Annotated in this window: 19 protein-coding genes and 1 tRNA gene; 4 read left to right on the top strand and 16 right to left on the bottom strand. The window is 61.1% G+C overall.

Annotated elements, in window-relative coordinates:
* The 3 genes from QWB57_RS10950 to rplM all read right to left on the bottom strand — a co-directional run bounded on the left by QWB57_RS10950 (position 1) and on the right by rplM (position 1,035).
* A tRNA-Gln gene (locus QWB57_RS10950) sits at positions 1 to 75 on the bottom strand.
* A 135-nt stretch (positions 76 to 210) separates the two neighbouring features.
* Positions 211 to 603: a 30S ribosomal protein S9 gene (rpsI, locus tag QWB57_RS10955; RefSeq protein WP_223629445.1), complete on the bottom strand. Its 393-nt coding sequence runs from the start codon at positions 601 to 603 to the stop codon at positions 211 to 213.
* A 3-nt stretch (positions 604 to 606) separates the two neighbouring features.
* Positions 607 to 1,035, bottom strand: coding sequence for a 50S ribosomal protein L13 (gene rplM, locus QWB57_RS10960; protein ID WP_223629444.1), 429 nt, complete (start codon positions 1,033 to 1,035; stop codon positions 607 to 609).
* Between the two features lie 223 nt (positions 1,036 to 1,258).
* Here rplM and coq7 point away from each other — a divergent pair, with 223 nt between their 5' ends.
* Positions 1,259 to 1,903: a 2-polyprenyl-3-methyl-6-methoxy-1,4-benzoquinone monooxygenase gene (coq7, locus tag QWB57_RS10965; protein ID WP_223629443.1), complete on the top strand. Its 645-nt coding sequence runs from the start codon at positions 1,259 to 1,261 to the stop codon at positions 1,901 to 1,903.
* 7 nt (positions 1,904 to 1,910) lie between these two features.
* Here coq7 and QWB57_RS10970 read toward each other — a convergent pair whose 3' ends face one another.
* Both QWB57_RS10970 and speD read right to left on the bottom strand, forming a co-directional pair.
* A complete protein-coding gene (locus QWB57_RS10970; protein WP_288969559.1) occupies positions 1,911 to 2,471 on the bottom strand; it encodes a YaeQ family protein in 561 nt (186 codons plus the stop codon).
* A 142-nt stretch (positions 2,472 to 2,613) separates the two neighbouring features.
* Positions 2,614 to 3,405: an adenosylmethionine decarboxylase gene (gene speD / locus QWB57_RS10975; protein WP_223629460.1), complete on the bottom strand. Its 792-nt coding sequence runs from the start codon at positions 3,403 to 3,405 to the stop codon at positions 2,614 to 2,616.
* A 125-nt stretch (positions 3,406 to 3,530) separates the two neighbouring features.
* Between speD and crp the strand changes: the two genes are divergently transcribed.
* Positions 3,531 to 4,211, top strand: a complete 681-nt coding sequence (gene crp / locus QWB57_RS10980; RefSeq protein ID WP_288969561.1) for a cAMP-activated global transcriptional regulator CRP — start codon at positions 3,531 to 3,533, stop codon at positions 4,209 to 4,211.
* Positions 4,212 to 4,245: 34 nt separating this feature from the next.
* Positions 4,246 to 4,716, top strand: a complete 471-nt coding sequence (locus QWB57_RS10985; protein ID WP_223629440.1) for a GNAT family N-acetyltransferase — start codon at positions 4,246 to 4,248, stop codon at positions 4,714 to 4,716.
* 74 nt (positions 4,717 to 4,790) lie between these two features.
* Here QWB57_RS10985 and QWB57_RS10990 read toward each other — a convergent pair whose 3' ends face one another.
* From QWB57_RS10990 to QWB57_RS11040, 11 genes are all read right to left on the bottom strand, one after another.
* Entirely contained in the window at positions 4,791 to 5,519 is a 729-nt protein-coding gene (locus tag QWB57_RS10990; protein ID WP_223629439.1) for a haloacid dehalogenase-like hydrolase, read from the bottom strand.
* Positions 5,516 to 6,304: an indole-3-glycerol phosphate synthase TrpC gene (gene trpC / locus QWB57_RS10995; protein ID WP_223629438.1), complete on the bottom strand. Its 789-nt coding sequence runs from the start codon at positions 6,302 to 6,304 to the stop codon at positions 5,516 to 5,518. The genes QWB57_RS10990 and trpC overlap by 4 nt, the downstream gene beginning before the upstream one ends.
* Entirely contained in the window at positions 6,301 to 7,338 is a 1,038-nt protein-coding gene (trpD, locus tag QWB57_RS11000; protein WP_288969562.1) for an anthranilate phosphoribosyltransferase, read from the bottom strand. The genes trpC and trpD overlap by 4 nt, the downstream gene beginning before the upstream one ends.
* Positions 7,335 to 7,919: an aminodeoxychorismate/anthranilate synthase component II gene (locus tag QWB57_RS11005; protein WP_223629436.1), complete on the bottom strand. Its 585-nt coding sequence runs from the start codon at positions 7,917 to 7,919 to the stop codon at positions 7,335 to 7,337. Before QWB57_RS11005 ends, trpD begins: the two co-directional genes overlap by 4 nt.
* A gap of 75 nt (positions 7,920 to 7,994) precedes the next feature.
* Positions 7,995 to 9,350: a HAMP domain-containing sensor histidine kinase gene (locus tag QWB57_RS11010; protein WP_223629435.1), complete on the bottom strand. Its 1,356-nt coding sequence runs from the start codon at positions 9,348 to 9,350 to the stop codon at positions 7,995 to 7,997.
* Positions 9,347 to 10,024, bottom strand: a complete 678-nt coding sequence (locus QWB57_RS11015; RefSeq protein WP_223629434.1) for a response regulator transcription factor — start codon at positions 10,022 to 10,024, stop codon at positions 9,347 to 9,349. The genes QWB57_RS11010 and QWB57_RS11015 overlap by 4 nt, the downstream gene beginning before the upstream one ends.
* Before the next feature lie 136 nt (positions 10,025 to 10,160).
* Positions 10,161 to 10,391: a hypothetical protein gene (locus QWB57_RS11020; RefSeq protein ID WP_223629433.1), complete on the bottom strand. Its 231-nt coding sequence runs from the start codon at positions 10,389 to 10,391 to the stop codon at positions 10,161 to 10,163.
* Positions 10,392 to 10,544: 153 nt separating this feature from the next.
* Complete coding sequence (locus QWB57_RS11025) at positions 10,545 to 11,294, bottom strand: SIMPL domain-containing protein (RefSeq protein WP_223629432.1); 750 nt, start codon at positions 11,292 to 11,294, stop codon at positions 10,545 to 10,547.
* Positions 11,295 to 11,317: 23 nt separating this feature from the next.
* Positions 11,318 to 12,793: an anthranilate synthase component I gene (gene trpE / locus QWB57_RS11030; protein ID WP_223629431.1), complete on the bottom strand. Its 1,476-nt coding sequence runs from the start codon at positions 12,791 to 12,793 to the stop codon at positions 11,318 to 11,320.
* 293 nt (positions 12,794 to 13,086) lie between these two features.
* On the bottom strand, positions 13,087 to 13,758 hold the full coding sequence (rpe, locus tag QWB57_RS11035) for a ribulose-phosphate 3-epimerase (RefSeq protein ID WP_223629430.1): 672 nt from the start codon (positions 13,756 to 13,758) through the stop codon (positions 13,087 to 13,089).
* A 2-nt stretch (positions 13,759 to 13,760) separates the two neighbouring features.
* Positions 13,761 to 14,090 carry a J domain-containing protein gene (locus tag QWB57_RS11040; RefSeq protein ID WP_223629429.1) on the bottom strand — a complete coding sequence of 110 codons (330 nt, stop codon included), beginning with the start codon at positions 14,088 to 14,090 and terminating at the stop codon, positions 13,761 to 13,763.
* 70 nt (positions 14,091 to 14,160) lie between these two features.
* On the opposite strand from QWB57_RS11040, the gene QWB57_RS11045 reads away from it, so the two are divergent.
* Positions 14,161 to 14,495: phosphoribosylaminoimidazolesuccinocarboxamide synthase (locus tag QWB57_RS11045; RefSeq protein WP_288969564.1), on the top strand; the 335-nt coding region annotated here is incomplete at its 3' end.

Consider the following 14,495-nt stretch of genomic DNA (forward strand, 5'->3'; position numbering starts at 1 on the left):
TGGCAGCCCCGGATGGATTCGAACCACCGAATGCCTGAGTCAGAGTCAGGTGCCTTACCGCTTGGCGACGGGGCTATGGAACTGATTGTACTTCGCCCGAATACCTTCGGGTGAAGCGCTTGGCCGATCGGCCTCTGGCTGGGAGTGGTCGCGCCGCCTGTACTGACAGTACAGGCAAGCTGCCACGACAATGCCGGAGGGCGACTCGGATTAGCGCTTGGAGAACTGGGTGGCGCGACGTGCCTTGTGCAGACCGACCTTCTTGCGCTCGACTTCACGCGCGTCGCGGGTCATGAAACCAGCCTTGCGCAGTTCGGACTTCAAGGTTTCGTCGTATTCCACCAGTGCGCGGGCGATGCCCAGGCGAATGGCGCCAGCTTGACCCGTGGTACCACCGCCGGTGGTGGTCACCAGAATGTCGAAGGTCTCGGTGTTCTTGGTCAGCTCCAGCGGCTGACGCACGATCATGCGTGCGGTCTCGCGACCGAAGAACTCGTCGATCGGACGATCATTGATGGTGATGTTGCCGCTGCCCTTGCGCAGGAACACGCGGGCAGTGGAGGACTTGCGGCGGCCGGTGCCGTAATTCTGAGTGATAGCCATGATTTAGAGGTCCAGGACTTGCGGCTGCTGGGCAGCGTGCGGATGTTCGCTACCGGCGTAAACCTTGAGCTTGCGGTACATGTCGCGGCCCAGCGGGCCCTTCGGCAGCATGCCCTTGACGGCGATTTCGATCACGCGCTCCGGGTGACGCTCCAGCGCCTGCGCCAGATTTTCCGACTTCAGGTTGCCGACGTAGCCGGTGAAGCGGTAATACATCTTGTCTTGCAGCTTCTTGCCGGTCACCACGATCTTGTCGGCATTGATCACGACCAGATAGTCGCCGGTGTCGACGTGCGGGGTAAATACGGGCTTGTGCTTGCCGCGCAGGCGATAGGCCAGTGCTGCGGCCAGACGACCAAGGGTCTTGCCCTCGGCATCAACGACGTACCAGTCGCGCTGGACGGTCTCGTTCTTGGCAATGAAAGTCTTCATGGGGAACTCTTCTAGGGGTACCTGGTCGGGCTGGTTCCAATGCTTGGAACGTCACCTCGCGTTTGACTTTTGCGGCCGGCAGATGCAATCCGGGCACGAAAGGAGCGGAATCATAGCGGGTTTTGCGGGGCGGCGCAAGCCAGCCCCCTTTCCAAAGCATGTCCCAATGCCCCTGCACGCATTGCGCACGCCGCCCTCCCCGCATCCATTCTAAAATGCGGGCATGACAACCGTCCGCCATTTGAGCCCGCTGGATCGCCTGCTGGATTCCACCCAGAACGCACTGATCACCCTACTGGGGTCCCCGCGTGCGCAGCGCCTTAACCCCGGGCTGGACACGCCGGAGGCGGCGCTGGATACCCACGAGCGCCAGCACGCCGCCGGCCTGATGCGAATCAATCATGTCGGCGAAGTGTGCGCGCAGGCGCTCTACATCGGCCAGGCGGCAGTCGCACGCGACCCCGCCACCCGCGCGCACTTGCTGCACGCGGCGCAAGAAGAAACCGACCACCTTGCGTGGTGCGCCGATCGTTTGCATGAGCTGGGCAGCCGCCCCAGCGTGTTCAACCCGTTGTGGTATGCCGGCAGCTTTGCCATTGGTGCGGCCGCCGGCCTGCGTGGTGATGGCTGGAATCTGGGCTTTGTGGTGGAAACCGAGCGTCAGGTGGAAGCGCATCTGCAGGAACACTTGCACAGCCTGCCACTCACCGATGCGCGTAGCCGCGCCATTTTGTCGGTGATGAAAGACGACGAAGTGCGCCATGCCGACAACGCGATGGCTGCCGGGGCACGCCTGTTGCCGCGCCCGGTGGCCATGCTGATGGCCGGCGCATCCCACGTGATGAAAACCGTGGCGTATCGGGGCTAAGCCGCCGTCAGTCTGGTGCCAGCGCACCGTCTTGCATGCGCAGGCGCGGCCGCAACGACACGCTGCGGTCGGCATCCATCAATTGCAATTCGCCGTCCTGAATCATCGCGGTGACCCGCATCCCGCGGCCGAGCAATGCCGTCGCTTGCGCGACATCTGCATCGTCCAACTCGATCACCGTCAAGTTGCGCAGGCGGCCGAGCGCTTGTGCATTGCGCTTCCACCAAGCCTCTGCGGCCTGCCTGCCATACCCCACTACAATGACTTGCGCGGCGCGTCCGCTGGCCTTGCGCAAACGGCTTTCGTCCGGCTGCCCCAATTCGATCCATTGTTCGATGCTGCCGGTGTAATCACGCCGCCACAGTGCCGGCTCATCCTCGTCGCTCAGACCACGCCCAAACTCCAAGCGCGCGTCGGCATGCAGCGCAAACGCCAGCAAGCGCACCAGCAGGCGGGTCTCGGTTTCGGAAGGATGCTGGGCCAGTGTCAGTGCATGACTGGCGTAGTAGTGGCGATCCAGATCAGTGACCTGTAGCTCGGCTTTGAAAATCGTGGCATTGGCGGCCATGGCGCATCCTTGGCCGCGCGGCCAGCTATGAAGTGTGTCCCATTCTACGGGCAGCCCATGTGATGGGACTGGCAACGGTAGCCCCTCAGCAAAACGCCGGCTTGCGCCGGCGTTGTTGTTGCATTACCGCAGCCACAGCCGATCAATCCACCAGATTGCGGCCGTGGTAGAGCTCTTCGATCTCGCGCTTGAGCCGCGCTTCCACTTTCAGCCGATCCTTGAACGACAGGTTGCGTGCTTTTTCCTCGAACAGATACTGGTCGAGATCGAAATCCTTCAAGTGCATCTTGGTGTGGAACAGGTTTTCCTGATACATGTTGACGTCGATCATTTCGTAACGTGACTTCACGTTCTTGGCCAGATAGTCCTGGATCGAATTGATCTTGTGGTCGATGAAATGCTTCTTGCCCTTCACGTCGCGGGTGAAGCCACGCACGCGGTAATCGGCCACCACGATGTCGGATTCGAAACTTTCGATCAGGTAATTCAACGCCTTCAGCGGCGAAATCACGCCGCAAGTCGAGACATCGATATCGGCGCGGAATGTCGCAATACCATTGTCCGGGTGGGTTTCCGGATAGGTATGCACGGTGATGTGCGACTTGTCCAGATGCGCCACCACCGCATCGGAAATCACGCCCTTGGCGTCGGCCTTGTCGATCACCGGTTCTTCGGAAATCAGGATCGTCACCGAGGCGCCCTGCGGGTCGTAGTCCTGGCGCGCGATGTTGAGGATGTTGGCACCGATGATTTCCGCTACATCCGTCAGGATCTGGGTCAGACGGTCGGCGTTGTACTCTTCATCGATGTATTCGATATAGCGCCGACGCTCATCTTCCGACGTGGCATAGCACACGTCATAGATGTTGAAGCTGAGTGACTTGGTGAGGTTGTTGAAGCCTTGCAGCTTCAGGCGCGGCAGCGGTTTGACCACGGCATTGGATCCAGCAGGACAAGACAAGGCGGGAATTATGCGGCAAACCGACCGCCAGCGCGCGCGCAAGTTTGCTCTCGGTCACGGTTCCGCCTAAGCTTCGGCCATTCACCGGTAGCTAACAAATGACCAGCACCTTCCCCAAAACCGCCCTGCTTCGCACCGTCAATCCGATGGGGGCCGATGCCGCCACCATCGAACGCTTCGTTGCGCAGTGCCATCGGCGCAAATATCCCTCGCGCTCCGATATCTTCAATCCCGGTGATCCGGCCAATACGCTGTACTACATCATTTCAGGATCGGTCAGCATCATTGCCCGGGAGAGCGATGACCGCGAATTGGTACTGGGCTATATCGGTGCCGGCGAGTTCATCGGTGAAATGGGCTTGTTTGTGGAAACCCATCAGCGTGGCGTGGCTTTGCGTACCCGCACCGCCTGCGAACTGGCCGAAATCAGCTACGAGCGCCTGCAGGCGCTGTTGCAGACACAGGCCAATGACGCTACCCGCCTGCTGTTCTCGATCGGCGCGCAAATCAGCCAACGGCTACTGGATACCAGCCGCAAGGCGGGCCGACTGGCGTTCCTGGATGTCTCCGACCGGATCTATCGCACCCTGTTCGATCTGGCCCGCGAGCCCGAAGCAATGACCCACCCGATGGGCACCCAGTTGCGGGTATCGCGTCAGGAGTTGGCACGGCTGGTGGGCTGCTCACGCGAGATGGCCGGGCGTGTACTGAAAAAGCTGCAGGCCGATGGCAAGCTGCATGCACGCGGCAAAACCGTGGTGGTATACGGCACCCGCTAGCCATTTCCGGTAGTTGCAAGAGGAGTTCGCACGGATGGGACATGCGTTTTCACCGAACCGGTATTTGCAAGACGTGGATCTACGCAATGCCGTGCCTGCCGATGCCGATGATGTGGCGCAACTGCTGGCCGAGCTGGGCTACCCCTGCGAGCTTGCCGATGCTGCCGAACGGATCAGCATGATTCTGGCCAATGACCGTCAGGCACTGGTGTTGGCGCGCCGCGAGGGCGCGGTCTGCGGATTGATGGCGCTGGATTTCATGTATTACCTGCCGCTGGGCACCACCACCTGCCGCGTCACGGCCCTGGTGGTCACACCCAACGCACAAGGCATGGGCATTGGCCGGCATCTGCTGAAAGAAGCCGAACGCCGCGCACGTGCTGGCGGCGCGGCCCGCATTGAATTGACCTCCGGCGCACAGCGGATCGAGGCGCATGCGTTCTATCAGGCGTGTGGCTACAGCGGCAGCTCGGTGCGCTTTGTAAAGCCGCTGGGTTCGGCCTGAGCGCACCCCATGGCCCGGTCTCCTGCAGGGACAGCGTAAGCCACGAATGCATTTCAAGGCGCCTGGTTCGCGGCTTACGCCACGCCCATCAGGTCACCGGCACGGCCCGGGCAGCCCCAGTTGAGAATTGGCGTTCCGGCTGGCAACACGCGCCGAAACATCACCACCCGGCCCGCCTTGGGGTTGACCACCACGGGCTGCTGCGCCGCCTGCAACAGCGGTAGATCAGCACTGCTGTCGCTATACGCGGCAGCGACCTGTCGCGTATAACCGGCAGCGCGCAGCATCGTCATCTTCATCGCGTAGTGGCAGTGCTGCTGCACCACCATGCCGCCATGGCCGGGGCCGAGCACCGTGCCAATGACCGGCACGTCACCTTGCCCCGCCAGCGTCAAAATCGCACGCGCCAATGCGGGCGGTGCGCCGGTGGCCAACACCACGCAATCGCCGGCCTCACGATGCCGACGAAACACCGCCAAACCGATTGGCAGTAGCCGTTGCTTGATCGCTGCGGCATGCAGCGCGACATAGCATGCGGTCAGCAACTCCACGTCACGCGGGCCATTCAACCCCACCGTGCCGGCCCAGGTGAACATCGAAATACCGGCGCGGCGGGTGGACAGAAAGGCCACCAATGGCCCCGCGATGGGGGCCAGCAGCAACGCCAGCAGCACGCGCCACCATTTGCGACAAATCAACCACCAATACAGGTGACTGCCGGAATCGCCGTTGTACAAGGTGTGATCAAAATCAAACACCACCAGCGGCGCATTGCCCGCTGGCGTTGACTGCGGCTGGCTCATGCAAACAACTCGCGCAGGGCTGCACCGGGGTCAGGTTGGCGCATGAAGGCTTCGCCCACCAGGAACGCATGCACATCGGCATTGCGCATCCGGGCCACATCGGCTGGCGCAAGAATGCCGCTTTCGGTCACCAGCACGCGGTCGGCAGGTACCGCGTGTTGCAAGTCCAAGGTGGTTTGCAATGCTACTTCGAAGGTTTTCAGATTGCGATTATTGATCCCCAGCAGCCGCGCCGGCACCGGCAATGCGCGCTCCAACTCATCCAGATCATGCACTTCCACCAGCACATCCATGCCCAGCGCGTCGGCAATGAAGGCATATTCGGATAACTGCACATCATCCAGTGCGGCGGCGATCAGCAGCACGCAATCGGCACCCAGTACCCGCGCTTCGTACACTTGATAAGCATCCACGATGAAATCCTTGCGCAGCACCGGCAGCGTGCAAGCTGCACGCGCTTGCTGCAAAAAAGCATCGCTGCCCTGGAAAAAATCCACGTCGGTCAACACCGACAAACACGCTGCGCCGCCGACCTGGTAGCTGCGTGCAATGGCTGCCGGATCAAATTCAGCGCGAATCACGCCTTTCGATGGGCTGGCTTTCTTCACTTCGGCAATCACTGCCGGCAAGCCGGCGGCAATCTTGCCGGCAATGGCATCGGCAAAGCCGCGCACAGGCGGCGCGGAGGCGGCGCGGGCTTTGAGTTCGAACTGCGAAACCTGCTGGCGGCGTGCCGCCACTTCGTCCCGTTTGCGGGCCAGGATGGTGTCGAGAATAGTGCTCATGCCTGCGCTGCAAGCTCCTGCGTCAAGGTGATGTAGTGGTCGAGTTTGGCCCGTGCGTCACCACTGGCAATCGCCTTGCGTGCACGCGCAATGCCATCGGCAATATCCTCGGCCACGCCGGCGGCATACAGCGCGGCACCGGCGTTGTAGGCCACGATCTCGCGCGGCAAGCCGTCCTGATTGTCCAGCGCCCGCATGAGCAGCGTCTTCGATTCTTGCGCATCGGCCACTTTCAGGTTGCGGCTATGCGCCATCGCGATGCCAAAATCCTCCGGATGCAGCTCGTATTCGCGCACCACGCCATCGCGCAATTCACCCACCAGGGTGCCCGCGCCCAGCGAGAGTTCATCCATATTGTCGCGGCCCCACACCACCAGCGCACGCTCGGCACCCAGCTCTTGCAAAACACGCACTTGGATACCGACCAAATCTGGGTGGAACACGCCCATCAAGATGCCCGGCGCATTGGCCGGATTGGTGAGTGGGCCAAGAATATTGAAGATGGTGCGCACGCCCATTTCGCGGCGCACCGGCGCCACCGCTTTCATGGCGGGGTGATGCACCGGCGCGAACATGAAGCCAATGCCGCAGCGTTCAATGCACGCAGCCACTTGCTCTGGCTGCAATTCAATACACGCGCCCAACGCCTCCAGCACATCGGCGCTGCCGGACTTGGACGACACGCTGCGGTTGCCGTGCTTGGCCACTTTTGCGCCGGCGGCGGCGGCCACGAACATCGAAGCGGTGGAAATATTGAAGGTATGTGCCCCATCGCCGCCGGTGCCGACGATATCCACCATGTGACGACGATCCATCACCTGCACCGGGCGCGCAAACTCGCGCAGCACGGTGGCCGCGGCGGCAATTTCACCCACAGTTTCCTTCTTCACGCGCAGGCCGGACAAAATTGCGGCGGTCATCACCGGCGACACATCGCCGCGCATGATGTGCCGCATCAGGTCGACCATCTCATCGAAAAAGATTTCACGATGTTCGATGACACGCTGCAACGCGCCTTGCGCGGTAATACTCATGCTGTGCGATCCAGGAAGTTTTTCAACATCGCATGCCCATGCTGGGTCAGAATGGATTCGGGATGAAATTGCACGCCTTCCACCGGAAATTCGCGGTGGCGCAGGCCCATCAATTCTTCCACCGTGCCATCGTCGTTTTCCGTCCATGCCGTCACTTCCAGGCAGTCGGGCACGCTGGTTTTCTCGACTACCAAGGAATGATACCGGGTGGCCTCGAACGGGCTGGGCAAGCCGGCAAACACACCCTTGCCCTGATGCACGATGGGCGAAGTTTTGCCGTGCATGATGCGACCGGCGCGAATCACTTGCCCGCCATACACCTGGCCCAACGCCTGATAGCCCAGGCACACGCCAAAGATGGGGATCTGCGGGCCAAGCTCGCGCAGCACATCCAGCGATACCCCCGCCTCATTGGGCGTGCATGGCCCCGGCGAAATCACGATCTTGTCGGGCCCCAGTGCCGCGATTTGCGCCACGTTCAACGCATCATTGCGCTCTACCCGCACCTCGGCGCCCAACTCCTGCAGATATTGCACAAGGTTGAAGGTGAAACTGTCGTAATTGTCGAGCATCAGCAACATGGCGGTCTGCGCCCAATCGGGCAGGGTGCGGGGGGCCGTGCAGGATAACGCAAGCACGCACCGGACTTGCCACACTCACGGGAATGGCAACATCACCCGTACCCGTAGCCCGGGGGCATTGTCTTGCAGCTCGATATGGCCGCCATGGTGGGCCACGATGGCGCGCACCAGGCTCAAGCCAAGCCCGACTCCGGGCGAACCGCGATGGGCTTCCAGCCGCTGGAAGCGGTCGAACACGCGCGCACGCTCGTGTTCGGGGATGCCAGGGCCGGCGTCGGCCAATTGCAGACATGCACCATCCGGCTGCGCCTCCAGTGACAGCGTCACCTCGCTGCCGGGTGGCGCGTATTTCAAGGCGTTGTCGAGCAGGTTCACCAGCAATTGGAATAACTGATCGCGATCCCCCCGTACCGTCACCGTCTGCAACTGCGTGCTGATGCGAATGCCGCGTTCGGCGGCAATCGGCGCGTACAGCTCCACCGCGTCATCGGCCAGTTCACGCAAATCCTGCAGCGGAGCATCACCTTCCAACGGCTGTGCTTCGATCCGTGCCAGCCGCAACAGCGCACCAAACGATTGCAACAACTGATCGGTTTCGGCCAGTGCCTTGTCCAGCCTGAGTTGCACGCCGGGATCGGTTTGCTGCTGGCGCAGGTCTTCCAGCCGGTTGCGCAGACGCGTCAACGGCGTGCGCAGGTCATGGGCGATATGGTCGGTGGCATGGCGCACACCACTGAGCAATTCTTCGATGCGATCGAGCATGGCATTGAAGCGTTGCGCCACTTGATCGAAAGCATCACCGCTGTGATCCAGCGGCACCCGCAATCCCATTTCACCACCGCCAATCTGGGTGGCAGTGGCATCCAGGTTTCGCAGGCGATGCCCAACCCAACGCGAGATCAGCCAGCCCACCAACCCACCCACAACCGCTGCAATCAATAGCGTCAACAGCGCCGCCTGTTGCATTACCTGCAACAATTGATCCTGTCCTTGCAAACGCTGCCCGGTCAGCAACACCTCACCCGTCTTGAGGGTTTGCACATACGCCAACACACGCAGGGTCTGGCCTGGCTCCGGGGAAAGTTCATTGAACTCTACCCATTGCCCGCGCCGACCCGGCTTGCGGCCCTCCGGCAACCGCCCAAGCAGGCTGCCACCTTGCGCATCGGCCAAGGCATACACCGCATCCGGGTCACCATCGGGATCGTGGATGCGGTCTTGCAATTCGCCCAGCAATCTTGCGTGCCCGCCCTCGTGATAGATGTCCAGCAAAGTGGCTGCATCGCTTTTCACCAACTCGCGGGTGTCTTGCAACAACAACGTGGACACCGCGACATACACCACCGCCCCAACCAGCACGAAAGCGGCAAGGAAAAAACCCATCACGATCAACGCCAATCTGGCGCTGGTGGAGGGCAACAGGCGCTTCATTCACCTAGCCGATAACCGGCACCCCGTACGGTGTGGAGGATGGGCTTTTCGAAGCCGTGGTCGATTTTTTGCCGCAACCGGCTGATATGGACATCAATGACATTGGTCTGCGGATCGAAGTGATAGTCCCATACCGCCTCCAGCAACATGGTGCGGGTCACCACTTGCCCGGCGTGCCGCAGCAGGTATTCCAGCAAGCGGAATTCACGTGGTTGCAGTTCGATGCGACGGCCTTCCCGACGTGCCTCGCGTGAGAGCAAATCCAGCTCCAGACCTGCGGCCTGCAGGCGGGTGGCTTCGCGCTCGCTGCTGCCTCGGTTGCGCTTGATGATGCCATCCAGCCGCGCACTGAGTTCTGCGAAGGCAAACGGCTTGACCAGATAGTCATCGGCACCGGCGCGCAGCCCTTCCACCCGATGATCGGTATCACCCAATGCGGTCAACAGCAGGATTGGCAACGGATTGCCGGCACCGCGCAGAGTGCGCAACAAGGTTATGCCATCCAACCCGGGCAACATGCGATCGAGCACCAGTGCGTCATACGGCTCGGTGCTGGCCAGAAACAAGCCTTGCTTGCCATCACTGGCGTGATCCACGGCATGCCCGTCCTCGCGCAGGCCTTTGGCAATGAATGCAGCGGTGTGGGTATCGTCTTCTACCAGCAAGATGCGCATGTTTTCTCCCGTTCAACAAAAGCATACCCCGCAGACTTGCATCTGCGGGGTATGTGCAGCGACCTGACGGCACGGTGATGCACTGTCAGTACCTGTCAGTGCACCACCGTTACGGGGGAGTACCCGCCGCTATGGATCAGCTCTTTGCCGGTTCTGCCGGAGCGGCGGCCTTGGAAGCGCCAGCCTTGTGGTGCTTGCGGTGATGCTTCTTGTGATGCTTGGCAGCCGGGGCAGCCTTGGCCGGCGCGCTGCTGGCAGCAGGTGCGGCCGGAGTGGTGGCCTGCGGAGCAGCCGGCACGGCGGCAACGGCAGCGCCAGTGAGTGCGGTCAGGGCAACAGCGAGCAGCGTCTTGCGAATGGTGTTCATGTCAATTCCTCAGACTTGGAGTGATTTCGATGAGGGCCATCCCCACCGCAGGGACAGGTTGCGCCTGCGCAACTCTCCGTGAGCTTGCTTGTGCATGAACAATTGGTAAGAAATGCGGGGCGACCGGTTGACCTGCGGATCGACGCTGTTGCGTCAGTCGGTGAGGGTGTAGATCACGTACACATCTTGCGCAAGTTCGATGTGCCCCTGCCGCATGACCGCACCCGGCGACATCAGCGCACTGCCGGTGACCGTCACGCTATCGAGCGTCTTGGGTGACGCCAGCACAACCGGCGGATCATCATTGCCGCCCTCGACATATTGCACGTTGAAGCCACGGTTCGAGACGTTGTGGACGCTGCCCAGTTTGCGCCCTACGGCCTTGGCCATAACTTCGCCGGTCAGGCGGGCGTCTTCCACTGCTTTTGTCATCAGTGCGCGCCGCACATCATCCGCATGTGATGTTTCAAATTCACCAGTATCAATCTGTATTTCCTTGCTGCTGGGCAAGCTGCCGATCATCTTCGACAAATCCGCCAGCGCATGAAAACGCAGCTTGACGACACGCTGATAGACGTTACCGAGGAACACCTGCTTTTCAGTCGCGCGATCATAGCGGTATGCCGGTGACACGTTCATATTCGATACCGTCACATCCGCGTCCTGCAGTTTCATTTGTTTGACTGTGGCCAAGATGCGTTCGGCATGCCCTTCAATCAATGCCTGTGTTTTGGCGGCATCCAAACTGGTGTCTTTCAAGGTGATTTCCAGCGGAAACACATCTGGCACCACCTCGGCCTTGGCCTTGCCATGTACGGCGATAAACGGTGCTCCACCAATCGATTGCGCCTGCGCTACCAACACGCAACCCGATAACAACATCCCTGCCAATAGCCGCTTCATGCATCGCTCCTGTTGATGGCCTGTTACAAACCCTTGGCCGCCTGCGCCACTGCGCGGAACAATGCGCGGCCTTTGTTCATGGTTTCTTCCCACTCTTTTTGCGGATCCGAATCAAACACGATGCCGGCCCCCGCCTGCACATGCAGGCGGCCGTCCTGGATCACGGCGGTACGGATGGCAATGGCGGTATCGGCATCGCCATGCCAGCCGATATAGCCAATCGCGCCGGCATACACATTGCGCTTGATCGGTTCGAGTTCACGGATGATTTCCAGCGCACGAATCTTGGGTGCGCCACTGACGGTGCCGGCCGGAAAAGTGGCGCGCAACACATCGGCATAACTCAAGCCAGGCTGCAAGCGACCGGTCACTTCGCTGACGATATGCATGACGTGACTGTAGCGTTCAATCACGAAGCGCTCGCCCACTTCCACGCTGCCAGCAGTGCTGACGCGGCCAGTGTCATTTCGGCCCAAGTCAATCAACATCAAGTGCTCGGCGCGCTCTTTGGGGTCGGCCAGCAATTCTGCTTCCAGCGCTTGATCTTCGGCCTCGGTCTTGCCGCGCGGGCGGGTGCCGGCAATCGGGCGCACCGTCACTTTACCCTGTTGCTGGCGCACCAAGATTTCCGGCGAAGAACCCACCACCTGCGTTTCGCCAACATCCAGAAAATACATGTATGGCGAAGGGTTCAGCGCGCGCAACGCGCGATACACATCCACCGGCCGCGCCTGAAACGGCACACTCATGCGCTGCGACAGCACCACTTGGAAGGCATCGCCAGCGCGAATGTAATCCTGCGCCTTTTGCACCGCATCGATGAAGCCTTCGCGGGTGAACCCGCTGACAAAGTCGGCCTCGTCCAAGGCCGCCGGACGCAGCGTTTCCGGATACGGCGCACCACCGTGGCGCAGCCGATGACTGAGTGCGTCCAGGCGCCGGTTGGCCTGCGCCCAGGCCTGCGGCGCGCGCGGGTCGGCGTGCACGATCAAATACAGGCGGCCTTTCAGATTGTCGAACACCGCCAACTCATCGCTGCGCATCAGCAGGATGTCGGGCGTGCCCAATTCGTCGGGCTTGGGGTTGGCCTTCAGGCACGGCTCGATGTACTCGATGCATTCGAAGCCAAACCATCCCACCAGTCCGCCATTGAAGCCCGGCAAGCCATCCAACTGTGGCACTTTGTGCGCAGCGCGCAGACGTTCGACTTCGGCCAGCGGGTCGGCCACCTCACGGGTTTCCACCACGTCGCCATGCTCGCGCACCGCCAGCGTGTGCCCACGAAACTCATACACCGTGCGCGCCGGCAGGCCAATGATGGAATAGCGGCCAAAACGCTCGCCGCCCTCCACCGATTCAAACAAATAGGTATGCGGGCCATCGGCCAGTTTTAGATAGACAGACAGCGGCGTATCGAGGTCCGACAAGACCTCGCGCACGATGGGAACAAGGGTGAAACCGTCAGCGGTGTACTGTTGAAACTGGGCGTGCGTGATCATGCAAAACATCCTTCAAAACAGGCAGTGGGGCGATCGCAGCGGCATTGCCACGCCACCATCGCCAGCCATGCATAGAAGAAGGAATCGCCCGGTTCATGGCCCTAGCCTAACCGCGTTGCGGCATTGCACGCAAACAGCAATCCGTCATGCCAGTGTCACCCATTGCGCGGAACATGGAAGGCCATAGCAGGGACGAAAGACGGGCAGGACGCCCCACTATTCCGCCGCCGGCGCAGGTTGCGCCAGCGGCAGTTCTTACGACAAGCAAGTTTGCTGCCCGTGCCGCGCCGGGCTCAACGCGCGGCAACCACTGCCTGCTTCATCTGCGCAATCACGGCGGCGTAATCGGGTTTTCCGAAAATCGCGCTGCCGGCGACAAAGGTATCGGCACCCGCCTTGGCGATTTCGGCGATGTTGTCGGGCTTCACGCCGCCATCGATTTCCAGGCGGATGGGTTTGCCGCTGGCGTCGATCATGGCGCGGACTTTGCGTAATTGTTTGAGCGCCGAGGGAATGAAAGACTGGCCGCCAAAGCCGGGGTTGACCGACATCAGCAGCACGTAGTCGATTTCGTCCAGCATGGTGTCCAGCACATCCAGCGAGCTGGCGGGGTTGAACACCAGGCCGGCTTGGCAGCCTTTGGATTTGATCAGTTGCACGCTGCGATGGACGTGCTTGCTGGCTTCGGGGTGGAAGCTGATATGTGATGCGCCGGCGTCGGCGAACATCGGAATCAGGCCATCCACCGGTTCCACCATCAGGTGCACGTCGATCGGTGCGGTCACGCCATGTTTGCGCAACGCCGCGCAGACCAGCGGGCCGATGGTGAGGTTGGGCACGTAATGGTTGTCCATTACATCGAAATGCACCCAGTCAGCGCCGGCCGCCAACACGTTATCCACTTCTTCGCCCAGTTTGGCGAAATTGGCGGACAGGATGGAGGGGGCGATGACAGTCGTTTGCATGGTCATTGTTTCCGTAATTTCTGGATGCGGTCGTAGGCGGCGTTGATTTCGCGCGCTTTGGCTTCGGCCTGACGCTGCAACTCCGGCGCGGCGCCGGTCAACCGGTCGGGGTGGTATTGGCTGATCAAGCGGCGGTAGGCCTGGTCGATTTCGGCCATGCTGGCATCCTCGCCCAGGCCAAACACGCGGTACGGGTTGGCACGCGAGGATTTGAACCAGTCGGCATCAAACGCATGCCCAATCAGCAGGCCAATCAGGCCGCCAGCGGGGTGCCTGAGCAACAGCCAGCCTGCGATCAAACCAAAGAATTTGCCATACCAACGTCGTGTCATTGCGCAAGTTTACAGGGCACACGGCAGCGCACGGGATTAAACTATGCAACCCCCTCCAATGTTCACCCGCATGGCCACCACCCTGCTGCACTCTGACTTGCCCGGCCTCAACCTGATCCACCGTGGCAAGGTGCGCGACGTGTTCGACTTGGGCGATGGGCACCTGCTGATGGTCGCCACCGACCGCCTGTCCGCGTTCGACGTGGTGCTGCCCGACCCGATCCCGGGCAAGGGCGAAATGCTGTGCCAGATCAGCAATTTCTGGTTTGAGAAAACCCGCCACATCATCGCCAATCACTTGACCGGGATCGACGTGGCCAGCGTGCTGCCCGCCGGTGTGGACGCGGCGCTGTATGCCAAGCGCGCGGTGGTGACCAGGAAACTGACGCCGGTGCCGGTGGAATG

The organism is uncultured Thermomonas sp., from assembly GCF_937872235.1.
GTDB classification, from domain to species: domain Bacteria; phylum Pseudomonadota; class Gammaproteobacteria; order Xanthomonadales; family Xanthomonadaceae; genus Thermomonas; species Thermomonas beijingensis.

Coding starts and splice junctions, on each gene's coding strand:
- rpsI (WP_223629445.1), bottom strand. CDS start 603: ATGGCTATCACTCAGAATTACGGCACCGGCCGCCGCAAGTCCTCCACT.
- rplM (WP_223629444.1), bottom strand. CDS start 1,035: ATGAAGACTTTCATTGCCAAGAACGAGACCGTCCAGCGCGACTGGTAC.
- coq7 (WP_223629443.1), top strand. CDS start 1,259: ATGACAACCGTCCGCCATTTGAGCCCGCTGGATCGCCTGCTGGATTCC.
- QWB57_RS10970 (WP_288969559.1), bottom strand. CDS start 2,471: ATGGCCGCCAATGCCACGATTTTCAAAGCCGAGCTACAGGTCACTGAT.
- crp (WP_288969561.1), top strand. CDS start 3,531: ATGACCAGCACCTTCCCCAAAACCGCCCTGCTTCGCACCGTCAATCCG.
- QWB57_RS10985 (WP_223629440.1), top strand. CDS start 4,246: ATGGGACATGCGTTTTCACCGAACCGGTATTTGCAAGACGTGGATCTA.
- QWB57_RS10990 (WP_223629439.1), bottom strand. CDS start 5,519: ATGAGCCAGCCGCAGTCAACGCCAGCGGGCAATGCGCCGCTGGTGGTG.
- trpC (WP_223629438.1), bottom strand. CDS start 6,304: ATGAGCACTATTCTCGACACCATCCTGGCCCGCAAACGGGACGAAGTG.
- trpD (WP_288969562.1), bottom strand. CDS start 7,338: ATGAGTATTACCGCGCAAGGCGCGTTGCAGCGTGTCATCGAACATCGT.
- QWB57_RS11005 (WP_223629436.1), bottom strand. CDS start 7,919: ATGTTGCTGATGCTCGACAATTACGACAGTTTCACCTTCAACCTTGTG.
- QWB57_RS11010 (WP_223629435.1), bottom strand. CDS start 9,350: ATGAAGCGCCTGTTGCCCTCCACCAGCGCCAGATTGGCGTTGATCGTG.
- QWB57_RS11015 (WP_223629434.1), bottom strand. CDS start 10,024: ATGCGCATCTTGCTGGTAGAAGACGATACCCACACCGCTGCATTCATT.
- QWB57_RS11020 (WP_223629433.1), bottom strand. CDS start 10,391: ATGAACACCATTCGCAAGACGCTGCTCGCTGTTGCCCTGACCGCACTC.
- QWB57_RS11025 (WP_223629432.1), bottom strand. CDS start 11,294: ATGAAGCGGCTATTGGCAGGGATGTTGTTATCGGGTTGCGTGTTGGTA.
- trpE (WP_223629431.1), bottom strand. CDS start 12,793: ATGATCACGCACGCCCAGTTTCAACAGTACACCGCTGACGGTTTCACC.
- rpe (WP_223629430.1), bottom strand. CDS start 13,758: ATGCAAACGACTGTCATCGCCCCCTCCATCCTGTCCGCCAATTTCGCC.
- QWB57_RS11040 (WP_223629429.1), bottom strand. CDS start 14,090: ATGACACGACGTTGGTATGGCAAATTCTTTGGTTTGATCGCAGGCTGG.